The sequence below is a fragment of the Bacteroides sp. OM05-12 genome (genome assembly GCF_003438995.1).
Lineage (GTDB): Bacteria > Bacteroidota > Bacteroidia > Bacteroidales > Bacteroidaceae > Bacteroides.
Map to the genome: position 1 here is coordinate 61,930 of NZ_QSUN01000003.1, position 17,258 is coordinate 79,187.

Sequence of the window (17,258 nt, forward strand, 5' to 3'; positions counted from 1 at the left end):
TGATATTTAAAGAGAATTCTTCTTTCAATTAAGAATTATTAATATTTCAATCTATTCTAAACAATATAAACTACTCTACATAAAGAACCAAACCTTTTAAATACTCACCCTCAGGATGATAAATATTTACCGGATGATCCGCCGGTTGAGTTAACTGATGAAGTATGCGTACACTCCTACCAGCCATTGCTGCCGCAGTAAAAACTGCCGTACGAAAATTATCCTTTGTTACCACTTGCGAACAAGAAAAAGTAAATAAAATACCTCCGGGCTTAATCTTTTCAAAAGCCTTTGCGTTCAATTTCCTATAACCCTGCAAAGCATTACGCAAGGCATCTTTATGTTTTGCAAAAGCCGGAGGATCTAGTATAATCAAATCATACTGGTCTCCCATCCTATCCAGATATTTAAACGCATCTTCTGCATATGCCGTATGACGCGGATCTCCCGGAAAATTTAATTCTACATTCTTATTGGTCAAGTCAACTGCTTTAGCAGAACTATCTACCGAATGTACTAACTTAGCTCCTCCCCTCATTGCATAGAAAGAAAAGCCACCGGTATAGCAAAACATATTCAGCACATTACGATCTTTGGCATATTTTTCCAATAAAGCACGATTTTCCCGTTGATCGACAAAAAAACCGGTCTTTTGTCCTTTCAACCAATCTACATAAAACTTCAAACCATACTCTATTGCTATATTCTCAGGGCTTCCACCTTTCAAGAAACCATTTTCCGGACCTAAATCAGCTTTATAAGGTAATGTCGTTTCCGATTTATAATAGATATTCTCAATACGACCTTCCATTACTTCAGAAAGAGCTTCAGCCAATTCCATCCGGTAAACATGCATACCGGCAGAATGAGCCTGCATAACAGCCGTTTTATCATAAATATCAATAATCAGCCCCGGAAGATTATCTCCCTCACCATGTACTAAACGGAAAGTATTATTTGTCGGATTATCAGCCAATCCAATTCTCTTACGTAAATCATAAGCAATAGCAAGTTTTCTTTTCCAGAAATCCTTATTTACATCTTCTTCAAGAAAAGAGATCACACGCACGGCAATACTTCCTATTTGAAAATGCCCCATTGCTATAAATTCATTTTTAGAAGTATAAACATTCACCACTTCCCCTTCTTCCGGTTCTCCTTCAATACGATGAATTGCTCCTGAAAACACCCATGGATGAAAACGCTTCAACGACTCTTCTTTTCCCGGCTTCAGATATACTTTTTTATAACTCATATCATTCTTTATCTACAGTTTCAATTACTTTTTCTTTCTCATAATTCCCCGTCCGTTGCAACTCCTGCAACAAGTTATAAATATTATAACAAGCCCAGGCATCCGTTGCAGCATACATTTTCTGTGCATCACTCAGCACATCTGCTTCCCAATTAGACAGTCGTTGCGATTTGGATATCTTAAGTGCAAACAAAATAGCATATATTTTTTGCAAACTTTTATCCTGAATACCAAAAGACTTTACATAATCCTGCAATTCCACATAGGCTTGTTGCTTGAAATCCACCCGTTTATGCAATGCCATAAAATCATCTTTCAAGGATAAACCTATTTTCTTTACGGAAGGATTCTCCAAAAAGCTAATTATCGAATCCGGCATTCCAATCATATTCAATCGAAAAAGGAAACAAATATCTTTTGTAGATACTTGCAACAATGCAACCTTATGCGATTGCCCTTTCGTAAATGAAGGGCGTGTTTCCGTATCAAGTCCGATTATCGGTTGCTCATTAAGAAAACGGATTGCCTTTTCCGCCTCTTGTTCTGTTTGCACCACAACTATTTTCCCCGGAAAACTAGCCTTCGGCATTTGGGATATTTCTTCTTTAGATATTGTTCTTCTTACAATCATAACATATCATTCATATCTTCATCGTCACCCTCTTCATCTTCAATATCCTCATCTTTCACATTATATTTTACATCATGCAAAGCTCTCAACGTATTCACCAATTTTTGCCCCCAATATAGGCCAAAGTTTTCTTTGCATACAGCCAAAGAATCGTTCATTGTCTCATCGAATCCTAAACGGTAAACGCTTACAAAATCCTTTATATCCTGATATATATCGGCAAGGTCTTCCGATATTGTTGCTTTTATGGGAGTATCACTATATGCCATATCTTGTAAAAACACTTCCAGGTAATCATCTTTTTCTGCCATTATGGAAGCGATTGTCAAACGGATAACTTCATAATCTTCTTCGGTCACAAAACTCTCGGGAGTATCCTCATTTATCGTTTCTACCTCAGGAAGCATAGATGCTTTTAAATAAAGTAAAGGCAGTATTTTTAAAGTTGTATCGACAAAGACAGAACGCTTCATCCTTTCCGAACGCTCCAAAAAAGCACAGAATTCAGCCGCAACAGTAACAAACTCTACTGTGTTCCTATCGAATATAACCTGAGTATTCTTTTCCATATTCTTCAAATTTGAAATGCAAAGTTACTAAAAAAGGGATTAAGTTAAGACATTAATTAATGATTTTCGTGTACATTTGCAGAATCATCATAAAAGGAATTTTTTCATGGCTAAGAAGAAAACAGATAAAGGGCCGGAATTGAAACCGGTTAAAACAAACAAATTTACAACTATTTTCAAGAATGAGACACTACATTTCATTATCGGTTTGATAATGGTTATATTCTCTGTATATCTGTTGTTGGCTTTTGCTTCGTTCTTTTTTACGGGTTCTGCCGACCAAAGTATACTAGAGAATCATACTACCGAACAATTACTATCTACAGACAATCACGTAAAGAACTATGCAGGAGCACGCGGAGCGCAACTTGCGGACTATTTAATAAACGGATGTTTCGGCATATCCTCTTTCTTTATCATTATTTTCCTTGCCGTAGCGGGAATGAAACTGATGAAAGCCTATCAATTCCGTTTGTGGAAATGGTTTATATGTTGCTCTTTACTACTTGTATGGTTTTCTATATTTTTAGGATTTACACTTGGAGATGCTTTTAGCAACAGTTTCATTTATCCGGGCGGACTTCATGGATATAATGTCAGCAAATGGCTTGTTTCACAGGTTGGGATACCGGGTGTATGGTTGATATTGCTCGTATCAGCCCTATGTTTCTTTATTTATTTAAGCACACAAACAATCATTATTCTAAGAAAGGCATTCAAACCTTCGTTCTTAAAACGTAAAGAAAAAGCAAATCAGGAAGAACAAACGGAGTCAGACAATACGGAAGAACAGATAGAAATTGCAGATCCTCAACCTCAAACGGTAACCTTCACGAAGACATATACGCAACAACCACCTGTATCTGCCGATATGAAAGAGTCGGAACCGGAAACAAATAAGAACAATGAGGAGGATGAGGATTGGATAGAAAGTGCTCAGGAAGAAATAATTATACCGGAGACAACTAAAAAAGAGACAGAAGAAAAAGAGCCAAAGATCACCATAGAGACAGGGGGGTCTGACGAGGATGAAGAGTATAACGGACCGAATCTGGAACCCTATAATCCTAAATTGGATTTGGAGAACTATCATTATCCTACATTGGACTTAATGAAACGGTATGATAATAGCGAACCTACCATTAATATGGAGGAGCAAAATGCGAATAAAAACCGTATTATCAATATTTTAAGGAGTTTTGGTATTGAAATTAATACAATCAAAGCAACCGTAGGTCCTACTATCACATTATATGAAATCACACCCGAGTCAGGAGTACGTATTTCAAAGATTCGTGGCTTGGAAGACGACATCGCTTTGAGCCTTAAAGCACTTGGTATCCGTATCATCGCACCGATACCGGGTAAAGGCACAATCGGTATTGAAGTTCCTAACTCTGATGCTAAAATTGTATCCATGCAATCGGTTATCGGTTCGAAACGATTCCAGGAATCTACGTATGACCTGCCCATTGCTTTTGGAAAGACTATCACGAATGAAGTATTTATGGTGGATCTCTGTAAGATGCCGCACGTTCTGGTGGCAGGTGCTACCGGACAAGGTAAATCAGTCGGTTTGAATGCCATCATTACCTCCTTATTATATAAGAAACACCCGGCCGAACTAAAATTCGTATTAATCGACCCCAAGAAAGTAGAGTTCAGTATCTATTCCACAATAGAGAAACACTTCTTGGCGAAGTTGCCGGATGGCGAAGAAGCGATTATAACCGACTTCACAAAAGTAGTACATACGCTGAACTCACTTTGTATCGAAATGGATACCCGTTATGACCTACTAAAGAAAGCGCATGTTCGCAATATTAAGGAATACAACGAGAAATTCATTAACCGGAAATTAAATCCGGAAAAAGGACATAAATATATGCCTTATATCGTAGTTATCATCGACGAGTTCGGAGATTTGATTATGACTGCCGGCAAAGAGGTGGAACTCCCGATAGCCCGTATTGCCCAATTAGCCCGTGCCATCGGTATCCACATGATTATTGCCACCCAAAGGCCTACAACCAATATCATTACCGGAACTATCAAGGCGAACTTCCCTGCCCGTGTTGCTTTCCGCGTTTCATCTATGATGGACTCACGCACCATTCTTGACCGTCCGGGAGCCAATCAGCTTATCGGACGGGGAGATATGTTGTTCTTGCAAGGCAGCGACCCGGTTCGTGTACAATGCGCCTTTGTAGACACACCCGAAGTGGAAGAAATAACGGAATATATCAGTCATCAGCAAGGTTATCCTACTCCTTTCTTCCTACCGGAATATGTAGGCGAAGAAAGCGATAACAATGGTTTGGCTGACGTGGATATGAATCGTCTCGACCCGATGTTTGAAGAAGCAGCCCGACTGATTGTTATTCATCAACAAGGCTCAACATCATTAATTCAACGTAAATTTTCAATCGGTTACAACCGTGCCGGACGCATTATGGACCAACTGGAAAAAGCAGGAATTGTAGGTCCTACCCAAGGTAGCAAAGCAAGAGATGTACTTTGCATGGACGAAAATGATTTGGAAATGAGACTAAACAATTTGCAACAATGAAAAAAATAAGCCTATTCCTTCTATTCACCTTTGCAAGTATACTACTTTCCGAAGCACAAGACAATGCCAAAAGTATATTGGACAAGGCATCCTCTACCTTTATCAAAGATAGTGGAGTAAAAGCAGAGTTCAACTTGCAAGTATCAGAACAAGGTCGTCCGAAAGGACAAACAGACGGAACGATTTGTATTAAAGGAGAAAAATTCGTGATGGATACTCCCGAAAGTATTACTTGGTTTGACGGGAAGACGCAATGGAGCTATGTTGTTACTTCCGGTGAAGTAAACATCAGCAATCCTACTCGGGAAGAGTTGCAAACAATCAATCCTTACTTATTATTAAGTACATACAAGAAAGGCTTTACCTATGAACTCGGAAAAGCAAAAACATTCCGGAATAAACCTATATATGAAGTAACTTTTACTCCGGTCACCGCTAAGAACGGAATATCTTTTGTTACCTTATATATAGATAAGCAAACATTCCATCCTCTTTTTATTGAAGTGATGCAAGACAATGGAAGTTTGAGTAAAATAACAATTACAGCGTACCATATAAAACAAGTATTTTCCGATAAGATGTTCATTTTCGACAAAAAGAAATACCCTGATGTCGAAGAAATTGATTTGAGGTAGAATGTTACCTTATAAAAATATTCTATATAAGGATAAATAGTATCAGTTGCAAAAGAACTTTCGGATACTTAATTTTGTTCCCGAAAAAAGAGATTATTTACATACCTAACAATACAAAATTATGGAAAAAGAAACAACCAAATGTCTGATTATCGGTTCTGGCCCTGCAGGCTATACAGCCGCTATTTATGCAGGAAGAGCAAATCTGTGTCCTGTTCTTTACGAAGGATTGCAACCGGGCGGACAACTCACAACAACTACTGATGTAGAAAACTTCCCGGGATATCCTGAAGGTATCAGCGGAACAGCTTTAATGGAAGATTTAAGAGCACAGGCAACACGTTTCGGTACGGATATCCGTTACGGCATAGCCACTGCCGCCGATTTAAGCAAACGTCCTTACCAAATAACGATTGATGATGAGAAAGTCATCGAAACGGAAACTTTAATTATAGCTACCGGGGCTACAGCCAAATATTTAGGATTACCGGACGAACAGAAATATGCAGGTATGGGAGTGAGTGCATGCGCCACTTGCGATGGATTCTTCTACCGTAAAAAAGTCGTAGCGGTAGTAGGTGGCGGTGATACAGCTTGCGAAGAAGCGCTCTATCTTGCCGGACTCGCATCTAAGGTCTATTTGATTGTCCGGAAGTCTTATCTACGTGCTTCAAAAATCATGCAACAACGCGTAATGGAGAACGAAAACATCGTCATTCTATTCAACCACAATGCAGTGGGGCTATACGGAGAAAATGGTGTAGAAGGCGTTCACCTATTAGAGAATGTAGCCGGAGTAGAAAAGCGTTACGACTTACCGATTGACGGATTCTTCCTCGCTATCGGTCACAAGCCTAACTCCGATATATTCAAACCATATATTGAAACGGATGAAGTAGGCTATATCATTACCGAGCCCGATTCGCCCAGAACATGTGTACCGGGTGTTTTTGCAGCCGGAGATGTGGCTGATCCTCATTACCGTCAAGCTATCACAGCTGCCGGAAGCGGATGCAAAGCTGCTATTGAAGCAGAAAGATATCTGTCAGAATTAGGTCTATTAAAGTCTGTTTAGACTTTCATCAACAGCCCAATCAGGTATCGACACACTGTTTCCTCTGTAAGTTTCATCCTTCAGTCTTCATATTTTAGACTGATACATAGCAGATTAGACTGAATGATTAGAAATACCGGAATGAATCAAAAGTCAAAGCATCCAAGTTTCCCCGCTTGAGCGGGGATTAAGGGGTGTGTGATCTTTCTTTGATTATTAAACTGTTAGAAAATTCACACACACCCTATCCCCCGCTCAAGCGGGGGAATTGAGAAAGTTTTGACCTCTCATTATTTTGTATAAGTCAAAAAAAGACCTACCCTTATTCAGGCTGAACCTTTATCCCCCTAAAAGGTTCAGCCTAATTTATTAATAATCAAGCAAAACATCCAAAACTGAAAGATGAAAGAACAAACGAAGATAATTCGTTTCCAGGCATATTTCTTGAGTATATAGATAAACCATCACGAAATTTATAAAAATGACCTTGATGTTTTTTTCAAACACCCCGATGATTGCAAACAAACATCAGGGTGTTTTTTAAAAACATCGGGTTGTTTGAAACAGTGACAAGTGACAGAAATGACAGCGGTTTTCATAAACTTATATATAGATATATAGTAGTATATACACTATACCTATTATATATTAATCACTATATATCTTTTAAAAAGCCTGTCATTCCTGTCACTTGTCACTAAAAGCCGCATATAGGAAGAAGAAAAAAGACATAAGGACGATTAAAAACAAACATACGGTCGTTTGTTTACAAACTCCTATCGTTCGTAAATGATCGACCGTACCTATAATTAAGATAGATTCTGACTCAAGAACTCAGTAAGATTCCCGTCCGGAGTCATTCCTAATTTCTTCCGCAACCGATTCCGTGCAGATTCCACGCTACGAACCTCCTTAAACGTTATTGCAGAAATATCTTTTGAAGACAATCCTAACCGTAAAAAGGCACATAAACGTTTTTCTTTTATCGTCAAATCCGGATATCGTTTCTCCAGATTCTCATAGAAAGAAGGATGCACCTGTTCAAAATAATAACGGAATTCATTCCAATTATTGGTCGTATTTTGCTGTTGCAGCTTACTTAATATCTGTTGCAAATGCTGTTTATGAGACCTGTCCTTAGGATTAAGTTCCAATAACAAATGTTTTAATTCTTCATTTATGTCAGATATAAACTCATTGGTTTTCACCATATACAAAGTATAAGAAGTCAATTCTCTATTCCGTTGATCAATTGTATAATTAAGTTCCTGTTCCTTTTGCTGTTGCAGTTCTTTCTCTTTCTCATAAAGAGCAGTCTGCTGCTGTACAAGTAATGCTTGTGTCTTTCTTTCCTTCTCTTTATTACGCGCACGAGTCACCAATAATAAAATGGTTATTATCAATAAAATAGTCACTGAAGCCATAAAAATCCATAAACGATCCGAAGTAACTTTTTGTAATGTTATATCCTTGATCAGCAATTCATTCTCCCGAACTTTTTTATCTGCATCATATATCTTCTCCATATCATTCATCTTCTTACGATTGTCTACCTCAGATATGGAATCATTAACCTGCATTGATTCCAACAAGGCCGTATACGCCTTATCTGTATTCCCTATTCTTTTATAGAATGAAGCCAAATTACGCTGAATCATTCCTTCCACATATTTATTATTCAGTTCTTTAGCCTGCCATAGTGCTTTTTCCAAATAAATTTGTGTAGAATCCCTCCTACCCATTCTTTCATATGCCTCAGCTAAAACACTATAAGTTTGTATTAAATCCGATTTAAAACCAAATTGCTGTTGATGAACCATTGCATTTTTCAGATAACTGATCGCCAATATATTGTCCTTCTTTGACAAATACAAACTGGCAATATTAGTTTGCATAAAATAATAAAGATACGCATCATTTTCATTATCAAGCAATTGTATCGCTTGGAGCGCATAATCCAAAGCTTTATCCTGTTCCTTTCTCTGTACATAGATTCCGCCCAGATTATTATAATTATTGAATAATTCCTTTTTATTTCCAGTTTTCTTATTGATTTCCAAAGCTTTAAGCACATACTCCTCAGCCTTTTCAAATTCCTCACGATTATAATAAATTGCGCCTATATTATTATAAATCATTGCTTTATATGTTTCATAATTATAATCTTCGGATATTGATAATGCTTTCATATAAAAATCCATTGCTCTATTCCACATACCTAGTTCCTCATGAGAAGCCCCGAGGGGTATATAAAACTGTATTAAAGCCTGCTTTTCGTCATCCGTTAGTTCTTTTTTTTGCTCATAACAAGACACAGCTTCTAAATACAATTCCACAGCATAAATTATCTTTCCTTGCTTACGAAACAATGTTCCAACCCCATTAACAGCCTGTACATAAATATTTTCCGGAACAACATCGCTATTAATCAAAGAGTCAAGTCTTAATAGCATTAGTTTTGCATCCTCACTTCCCTCTCCTTTTTGAAAGACCAATTGCCTCGCATTTTCTAGAATATTGCATTTCCGATCTCTTGCCATGACATAAATAGGGATAGAAAAATGAAAAAACAATAGAAAAATAGCTATTTTCAAATTAAACAATTTATAAGAGAAACGCCTTACTTTCATGCTATTTTATTATATAATGGTTCTATTTATTGATAATTTCAAGGAAACAAATATAATGAAAAAACAATATAAATACGCTTTTTGCTCTTTTATTTTCTATTTTACCTAAAAAACTGTTCTTTTAAAAAGTCAGCTAAATACTTAATTTATAATATTTTATACCATATTGGCGTAGAAAAAAACATTTATATAAATATTTAGCGTAGTCAAACAATGGTACTTAATTAGGCAAAATGAAAGCTAAAACCTAAATTTGAGATAACGAAAGAAAGGTACAATATGAATTTACAAACTATAAGCGCATGAAACATTTATTACTTTCTTATCTAGTACTGGCTTTATTAACTATCCATCCTATATATGGATATGAAGTGCCAACAAACGTTCAAAAAAGGAACATTTTATTAGAAGAGTTTACGGGTATTCATTGTGGATATTGCCCTCAAGGCCATGCCATAGCTAATACATTATTAACAGCTAAGCCAGAAAATGTCTACGTAATAGCAATACACTCTGGAAATTATTCCATCCCGGGTAGTGATGAACCTGATTTCCGTACGGATATAGGTGATATATTAGATGTAGAATTAGGAGCAAGTCAAGCTGGTTATCCATGTGGAACTATTAATCGCCATGTATTTAGTGGTAGTTCTATCATTACAGGACGTGCTGATTGGACTAAAAACGGAAAAAAAATTCATCAAGAAGATGCTTTGGTTAATCTTTGGATGAAAAGCGAATTCAATGGTAATAATCGCGAGCTAAAGGTTACCGTAGAAGGATATTATACAGGAGAAGTTACAGAGCCTTCACATTTATTGAATGTAGCATGGACACAATCCGCGATTAAAGGTCCCCAAAACGGTGCAGCTATGGGAGATGAATATATGCATCAGCATATGCTACGTGGATATATTACTCAAGAATGGGGAGATATAATCGAGACTCCTAAAAAAGGGGAATATTTCACACGTACTTATACTTATACATTACCTAACGATATAAAAGGTACAGAAGTCAAAGCTGAAAATATTGAAGTTGTAGCCTTTTTGTGTACAGATAAAACAGAAGTTCTAAATGTTACCGGAGGAAAACCAACTTATACTAATTATGAGAAGCCATTGGGTGCAACACTTCTTACACCTATGATGGAAGTTAAATCACGTTATGCGTACAATTTCTTCGAGGCTAAATTAAAAAATGAATCAAATCAACCTATCACATCTGCCGGTTTCCAAGTTACAATTAATGGAGAGAAACAGGATGCTGCATGGGAAGGTCATATTAATGCATTCGAAACATTACCTATAACTATTCATGCTTCTCCTTATGAAATAAAAGAGACAAACGAATATGAGGTTAAACTAACTACAATAAACGGGCAGAATATCACAGGAAATTCATTAGAAGGAAGTTTCAATTCTCCCTTAAAAGGTACGCCAAACATTACTATTACGTTAGTAACAGACTTATATGCAGATGAAAATACATTTGTAATCAGAGATCGTAACGGCAACATTGTAAAAGAATTCGGTCCTTATATTACCGATACAAAAGCAACTTATGAAGAAACAGCTGAATTAGAATTAGACCAAATTTATTGTTTTGAAATAACCGACGAATGGGGAGACGGTATGCAATTACCTAAAGGTTCTTATAAGATTTATACATCCAACCAATCATTAGTAGAACAAAACTTTAGTATAACAGGTTTTGGAGCGAGAACATTCTTCCAAGCGTTGTCACCCTCCTCTATTTCCCCCATTGGAATAGATAATAATACAATTGTTTCTTTTGATCCGATACATAAATTAATAGAAATCGGTTTCAAAACAGAGAATACGGGAAAAGCTAATATTTCTATCTATTCAATAACAGGTAAATGTTTAATAAATGAAAACATTCAAACTATAGCTGGTGGAAACAGTAAACAAAGTATTTCAGCAGCTACACTTCCTATGGGAATCTATTTATTAAACATCAATCAAGATGGGAAAGAGACGACACATAAAATGATTATTCGTTAGATTAATTAAATAAAACTATTATCAACACCAAATTGTAGAAATTATGAGAAAAACATTACTAACACTTGCAGCTGTGTTAAGTTGTATGACAGCGATGGCACAATGGAGCAATAGTCCAGATGTAAATAACAGAGTTACCCCTTTGGATCAAACAGTTTACAGCACAGAATTTGGGGTAAATAAGGACGGAATTACATTCCTCCATTATAATGGTCCTAAAAATGGAACAACGACTACTTTTCTTCAGATCATTGATCAGGCAGGTAATAAACTACTTCCGGAAGAAGGAAAAGTTATTACTGCGGAAAGGACTCGAACTTATACTATGGTTAATGATATATTAATGATTGATGATGATGGGAACGCTTTATTGGCTGTTTCTGACTGTCGCAATTCACCTGATAACCTACAATATTTATCTTATACCATATATAAAGTTTCTCCTACTGGTGAAATGCTTTGGGGAGAAGAAGGTCTTGATTTGGAAAAGGGACATTCTAATGACTTTGAAGCAGCGCTAAGCATGGTACAACGTACAGATGGAAGCTATGTATTTGCATGGGAAAAAGATTATGGTGATCAGATATGCATTCAAATGGAATGTATTTCTAAGGACAAAGAATTCTTATGGGAAGAATCCGTTTACTTGAAAGAAGATAATGTACGGTATACTTATCCTTATCTCACGGATGCAGGCAACAATCAAATCATACTTGTATATGCTAAGGGAACGAACCAAGATATTATGGCTCGTAAAATAGATTTTGACGGTGCTTCCGTATGGGAAGAAGACGCACGAATCTATAAAGGAGGATTTCCGGCAATTCCATTACACGTTATTTTAAAGGTGGCGCCAGATCCTCGAGGTGGCGTATTTGTAGGTTGGTATGATGACCGTTATTTCACGAATTACGAATCAACTTATGTCTCTTATGTTAATCCAGATGGAAAATTAGCTTTTTCTGCCGGTATAGACGGGCAAACGGTAGGAACAACAGAGTATATAAGAAAGTTTACTCCGGATATGCTATATGACCAAAAAACAAATTGTTTATATGTCCTTTGGAGAGAAACAAGCGCCGGCGGACAAACATGGCAAGGAATTAAAATGCAAAAAGTAGCAATGACAGGCGAGCTGATGTGGGATCCGGAAGGCATAGATATCGTGCCGTTAGCAGACGACAAATCCGTTGGATATTACACATTACAATCGGCAGGTGACGGAGAAGTTGTTGCTTTTTATATGCTGAGATACGGAGCTTACGGACAAGTAGGAGCTTATGCTACAAAAGTAAACGGAGATGACGGGAGTTTTATATGGCAAGACCAAACAATTACAATCACTTCCCCAACTGCCGAGAAAGCTAATTTGACCACTTCTCCACTAATTAATGGGGATCATTGGATTACAATGTGGAAAGACCAACGTGACAAGAAAGCAGATGAAGAGACTGCATATGATGGTATATCATATATGCAATGTGTTAATATAGATGGGACATTAGGCGTTCCTGTTGCAATCGAAACAATTAATGCGAATCAAACAGTTGACTTACTAGCATCTACGTATACAAATTCTATCCAGTTTACCGTAACTAACGGTAAAGCAGGTTTAGTAGACCTCAGTATTTACTCGCTTTCCGGACAAAAGATAGCCAGTGCATTTAATAATCAATTAGATGGTGGTACGCAAACAATAAACTGGAATACAGAAAATATAAGTAGCGGCGTTTACATAGCAACTCTCACAACTTCAGAAGGAAGTAAATCTATTCGCATTCTTGTAAAATAATTACTAAAACAGAAGATTATGAATAAAACGTTATTTAGTATAGTAGTCGCGTGCACGCTCTCATGGATGGGAGCGCATGCACAACCCATCATGAGCTATGATTTCGAAAGCAAGATTGGTACTTACGAAGAAATCACAAATGGAACAGTTGTTCTGGGTAATGACAGCATCGGTGAAAAAATACAAGATATAGCCTTCATTGGTTCAACTATAGGAACAAAAGAATTAACTACGGGTACAGGGTTTCCTATAGGATTTGACTTTATTTATAACGACGAAGTGATGAATCAATTTGCAATCGGTACCCACTGCTATATTGCCCTTGGGAAAGATCAAATCAAAATTAACCCTGAACGTTCTGCGTTCTTTATGAACGATACAGGTGAAGGAAAAACAAATATTATACAGACAGGTGTAAATACAAGTTTAAGTGGAGTAGATAATACAGAAATCAGCTATAAATTAGAAGGTAATGCCCCTAATCGTATACTTGTTGTACAATACAAAAACCTAGGTATGGAACTCGACTGGAGTGGAACTGTCGGTTCTATAAATATGCAGATCCGCCTATATGAGACATCTAACAAGATCGAAATGATATATAAAGGATGGAATGACGCCATTGTTGATAAAAACAGAAGTGTACGTGTTGGCATCAAAGGTAATGATGGCGACCTTCATATGCGTGACAACGACGCCGGAGATTGGCAGAACACAATCAAAAGTACAAAAGATGAACTTATGACATGGAATGAGGACAGTAAATTAGTAGACGGATTAACTTATACTTTTATTCCATGTAAAGACTGCGAAACACCCACTGCACAACCCACTAATTTGGTGTTGATCCCAAAAACGATCAGCGTAAGCGGTAGTTTCAACAAAGTAGCAAATGCCGACCATTATCTAACTGTCATGACTGAAACCGAATCTCTTAGCAGTATTCCTACAGATAACAACTATTATAAGACCGGAGATAAATTAGGTAATGGTACCGTAATTGCATTCGATACAATAGCGACTTTCGAAACTCCCGAAACATTGTCAGGTGCTAAAACTTATTATTTCCATGTATTTGGAGCAAATACTTACTGTATGTACGGTCCAAAATACAATACAGTTGCCCCTCTAGTCAAAAGTACTATTACAATGCCTTCCGGACCTGCATCATTGGAAGTAAAAGAAAATGGATATGAACAAGTTATTTTAAAAGCAGAAAAGAATGCAGCAGGAAACAAAATCCTAATAGCTATGACCACCGAATATTGCAGAGATCATCTCAATAACGTCACAGAAAACGGATTATTCGGGCAACCGACAGGAACGATGACAGTTGGTCAAGATATTGAAGGAGGAGGTAAAGTTATCTATATTGGAGAAGCTTCTGCATCAATACCGGTAGAAGGATTAGAAAACAATAACTTATATCATTTTATAGCCTGGAGCCTTGACGACAAAGGTAATTATTCTACAGTAGGAGCTAATGCAAACATTTTAACATGGGGTAGACTTCCTTATGAACCCAAGTATGAACAAATGCCAGCAGGAAGACCTTTCCAATGGGGAGGAGAAGGTGATGCATTTAGTATCAACGAATATAATGGCTATAGATTATTCACTAGAGTAGCAGCATCTCCTGATGGGACTATAAACACCTTAATTACTCCATGGATGCTTCTTGGAGAAGGAAGAAACAGATTTATACTTGATCTTAACATATATATTTGGTCTAGATTGGGCAATACTCCTTATAATGAATGGAATGAGAATGACATTTTCGAAATACAAATCAGTCAAGATGGAACTAATTTTGAACCAATTTGTACATATAATAAAGACAATGCTCCACAATTAAAAACAGCAGATTCGTATGCAAGATTATATATTCCTGTAGATGTATTTAGCAATCAAAAAGTAAAGTTTAGAATTTATTGGAAATGTTATACTGGTGTTGACTGTTATATCAAAAATATCAAAATAGAAGAAAGAGATGAATGTGATTATCCTATCGATCTATCAGTAGATGCAAGTTCTATCGTTGGTGACCAAGCACTAGCAAGTTGGAAGAGTCAAGGCGATGAAAATTTATGGGAAATGCGTTATCGTATTACCGGTGAAGAAGAATGGGGAGAACCATTTGAAGTAAATAGTAATCCATACTTATTGACTAAATTACCCCCTCAATCCAATATTGAGCTACAAATTCGTGCTAAATGTTCTCTAACTAACCATAGCGTATGGTCTGAGACATGTTATTTTTCCAGTGGATATACTATTCCATTTACAGAAAACTTTAGCGGTAATGCCCTTCCTGCAGGATGGAGTTGTAAAACGGGAGCGTTAGCCGACCCAACAGAATTCTGTAGCGGAACTTCGTGCAGACCACAATGGACATGGTCAACCCGCCCCAAAGGATTAATATTGTCAGCATCAGGTGTTTCTGCTGATGAATGGTTACTGATGCCAGTTATTGACTTAGGAGATGGTTCTGCCAACTATATTTTGAATTTTGATATAATGATGTTACAAGCCTTGGTAGATAATAACGAAACATACTCGGTTGTAATTTCCTACGACGGTGGAAAAACATTCAATAGTGGAAACGTTATTAAAACGTTTACCAAGGATGAACTTCCGACTGCAAATCAAATCAAAACTTTTTCTGTCCCATTAAATGGTTACAAAGGCCAAATACAGTTAGCTCTTTATGTAAAATCAACAACAGGAAAAGCTTCCACTGTTCAATTGCAAAAAGTATCTATTGACGCAAGTTGTCCTACCGATATAGTAGCAACAGTAAGCGACATTACGCCTGAAAGCGCAAAAGTAACATGGACCAGTGAAGCAGAAGATTTTTATGTATTTATCCGCAAAGCAGGAGAAATAAAAAAACAACACGAAAAAGTGACGGTTAAAGAAAAGATATTCGATAACCTGGATGCCCGCACAACTTATGAAGTAGGTATTACAAAAATGTGTGCAGTTGGCGATACTGCAAGAGTTGTTATTGCAGGATTCACGACTCAGGCTTTAGCTCCTTGCGAACAAGTAACCAATGTTAGAGTCACTCCGTCTCAATTCTCTGCTGTTGTTGCATGGGAAGGTGATGCAGCAAACTATAACATCAGATACCGTTTAAAAGGGACTGAAAATTGGACAAACAGAAACACAGTTGAAACGACCTACACAATAGAAGGTTTGGAATCTGAAAAAGAATATGAATATAGTATTCAGTCTGTATGTAGTGCGGCAGATGGTGACCAAAGCGAATGGACAGAAACTAAGAGCTTTACAACTCTAGCTATTACTTGTCTCCCACCGACCAATGTTAAAGTAGTTCCGACTCACAAATCTGCAACCGTGACATGGGAAGGTGAAGCTGACAAGTATGAAGTTGGTTTCCGCAAAGGTTCGGACAGTTGGAGTACAAGTGAGGTTACCGGTAAAACGAAAGAAATCACAGAGTTAGATCCTGAAACCACATATTCTATTCGCGTACGTAGTATTTGCTCAACCAGTGATATGAGTGCATGGTCAGCCAGTGTTGATTTCAGTACAACTGCCATACCAACTTGCGTTACACCAACTAATTTGACAGCTACAAGTATTACTGAAAACTCCGCAAAATTAGGATGGGATGCTGATGAAAATAACCTAACTTGGGACATTCACTATCGTGCAAGCACCGCAACGTCATGGACTACAGTAGAACAACTGACAAGCAAGAATTATGATCTAAATGATCTATTAGCCGGTACGATTTATTTGTGGAGCGTTAAAGCCACTTGTGATGAAGGACGTACCAGTGCATGGGCTTCACAAAAACAAATAGAGACAAGCCCATCCGGTATTAACGATGTAGCAATCAATGCTTTGAAAGTATATGTTTCCGGTAATGTATTAAACATTATCAATACAGAACATTGCTGGATAAACAATATTCAGATCTATAGCCTCAACGGTCAAATGTTATATACTTATACCATAGACAGTGATGAGAACATTTTGATACCGATGAATCTGCATCAGGTTAAAACGATTATCAAGGTTAATGGAAAAGATTGGAGTAAGAGTTATCCCGTGTTTTTTGAATAGT

General features: G+C 37.2%; 10 protein-coding genes. 6 read left to right on the top strand and 4 right to left on the bottom strand.

Annotated features, from left to right (window positions below; all coding sequences use genetic code 11):
- Positions 1-70: 70 nt before the first annotated feature.
- The 3 genes from DXB63_RS03655 to DXB63_RS03665 are packed head-to-tail and all read right to left on the bottom strand — an operon-like array spanning position 71 to position 2,455.
- Entirely contained in the window at positions 71-1,255 is a 1,185-nt protein-coding gene (locus DXB63_RS03655) for a class I SAM-dependent rRNA methyltransferase (RefSeq protein WP_122125041.1), read from the bottom strand.
- A 1-nt stretch (position 1,256) separates the two neighbouring features.
- Positions 1,257-1,886 carry a 3'-5' exonuclease gene (locus tag DXB63_RS03660; RefSeq protein WP_122125042.1) on the bottom strand — a complete coding sequence of 210 codons (630 nt, stop codon included), beginning with the start codon at positions 1,884-1,886 and terminating at the stop codon, positions 1,257-1,259.
- Positions 1,883-2,455 (bottom strand): DUF5063 domain-containing protein, encoded by a 573-nt coding sequence (locus DXB63_RS03665; RefSeq protein ID WP_122125043.1) that lies wholly within the window; start codon positions 2,453-2,455, stop codon positions 1,883-1,885. Before DXB63_RS03665 ends, DXB63_RS03660 begins: the two co-directional genes overlap by 4 nt.
- Positions 2,456-2,561: 106 nt before the next feature.
- Between DXB63_RS03665 and DXB63_RS03670 the strand changes: the two genes are divergently transcribed.
- The 3 genes from DXB63_RS03670 to trxB all read left to right on the top strand — a co-directional run bounded on the left by DXB63_RS03670 (position 2,562) and on the right by trxB (position 6,734).
- A complete protein-coding gene (locus DXB63_RS03670; protein WP_122125044.1) occupies positions 2,562-5,024 on the top strand; it encodes a DNA translocase FtsK in 2,463 nt (820 codons plus the stop codon).
- Complete coding sequence (locus DXB63_RS03675; RefSeq protein ID WP_122125045.1) at positions 5,021-5,659, top strand: LolA-like putative outer membrane lipoprotein chaperone; 639 nt, start codon at positions 5,021-5,023, stop codon at positions 5,657-5,659. Before DXB63_RS03670 ends, DXB63_RS03675 begins: the two co-directional genes overlap by 4 nt.
- Before the next feature lie 121 nt (positions 5,660-5,780).
- Entirely contained in the window at positions 5,781-6,734 is a 954-nt protein-coding gene (gene trxB, locus DXB63_RS03680; protein WP_122125046.1) for a thioredoxin-disulfide reductase, read from the top strand.
- A 788-nt stretch (positions 6,735-7,522) separates the two neighbouring features.
- Here trxB and DXB63_RS03685 read toward each other — a convergent pair.
- Positions 7,523-9,343, bottom strand: coding sequence for a tetratricopeptide repeat protein (locus tag DXB63_RS03685; protein WP_122125047.1), 1,821 nt, complete (start codon positions 9,341-9,343; stop codon positions 7,523-7,525).
- 302 nt (positions 9,344-9,645) lie between these two features.
- Between DXB63_RS03685 and DXB63_RS03690 the strand changes: the two genes are divergently transcribed.
- From DXB63_RS03690 to DXB63_RS03700, 3 genes are read left to right on the top strand one after another with little or no spacing between them, the layout of a single operon-like run.
- Positions 9,646-11,370 (top strand): Omp28-related outer membrane protein, encoded by a 1,725-nt coding sequence (locus DXB63_RS03690; RefSeq protein ID WP_122125048.1) that lies wholly within the window; start codon positions 9,646-9,648, stop codon positions 11,368-11,370.
- 43 nt (positions 11,371-11,413) lie between these two features.
- A complete protein-coding gene (locus tag DXB63_RS03695; RefSeq protein ID WP_122125049.1) occupies positions 11,414-13,162 on the top strand; it encodes a T9SS type A sorting domain-containing protein in 1,749 nt (582 codons plus the stop codon).
- Between the two features lie 18 nt (positions 13,163-13,180).
- Positions 13,181-17,257, top strand: coding sequence for a fibronectin type III domain-containing protein (locus DXB63_RS03700; protein ID WP_122125050.1), 4,077 nt, complete (start codon positions 13,181-13,183; stop codon positions 17,255-17,257).
- Position 17,258 lies beyond the last annotated feature (1 nt).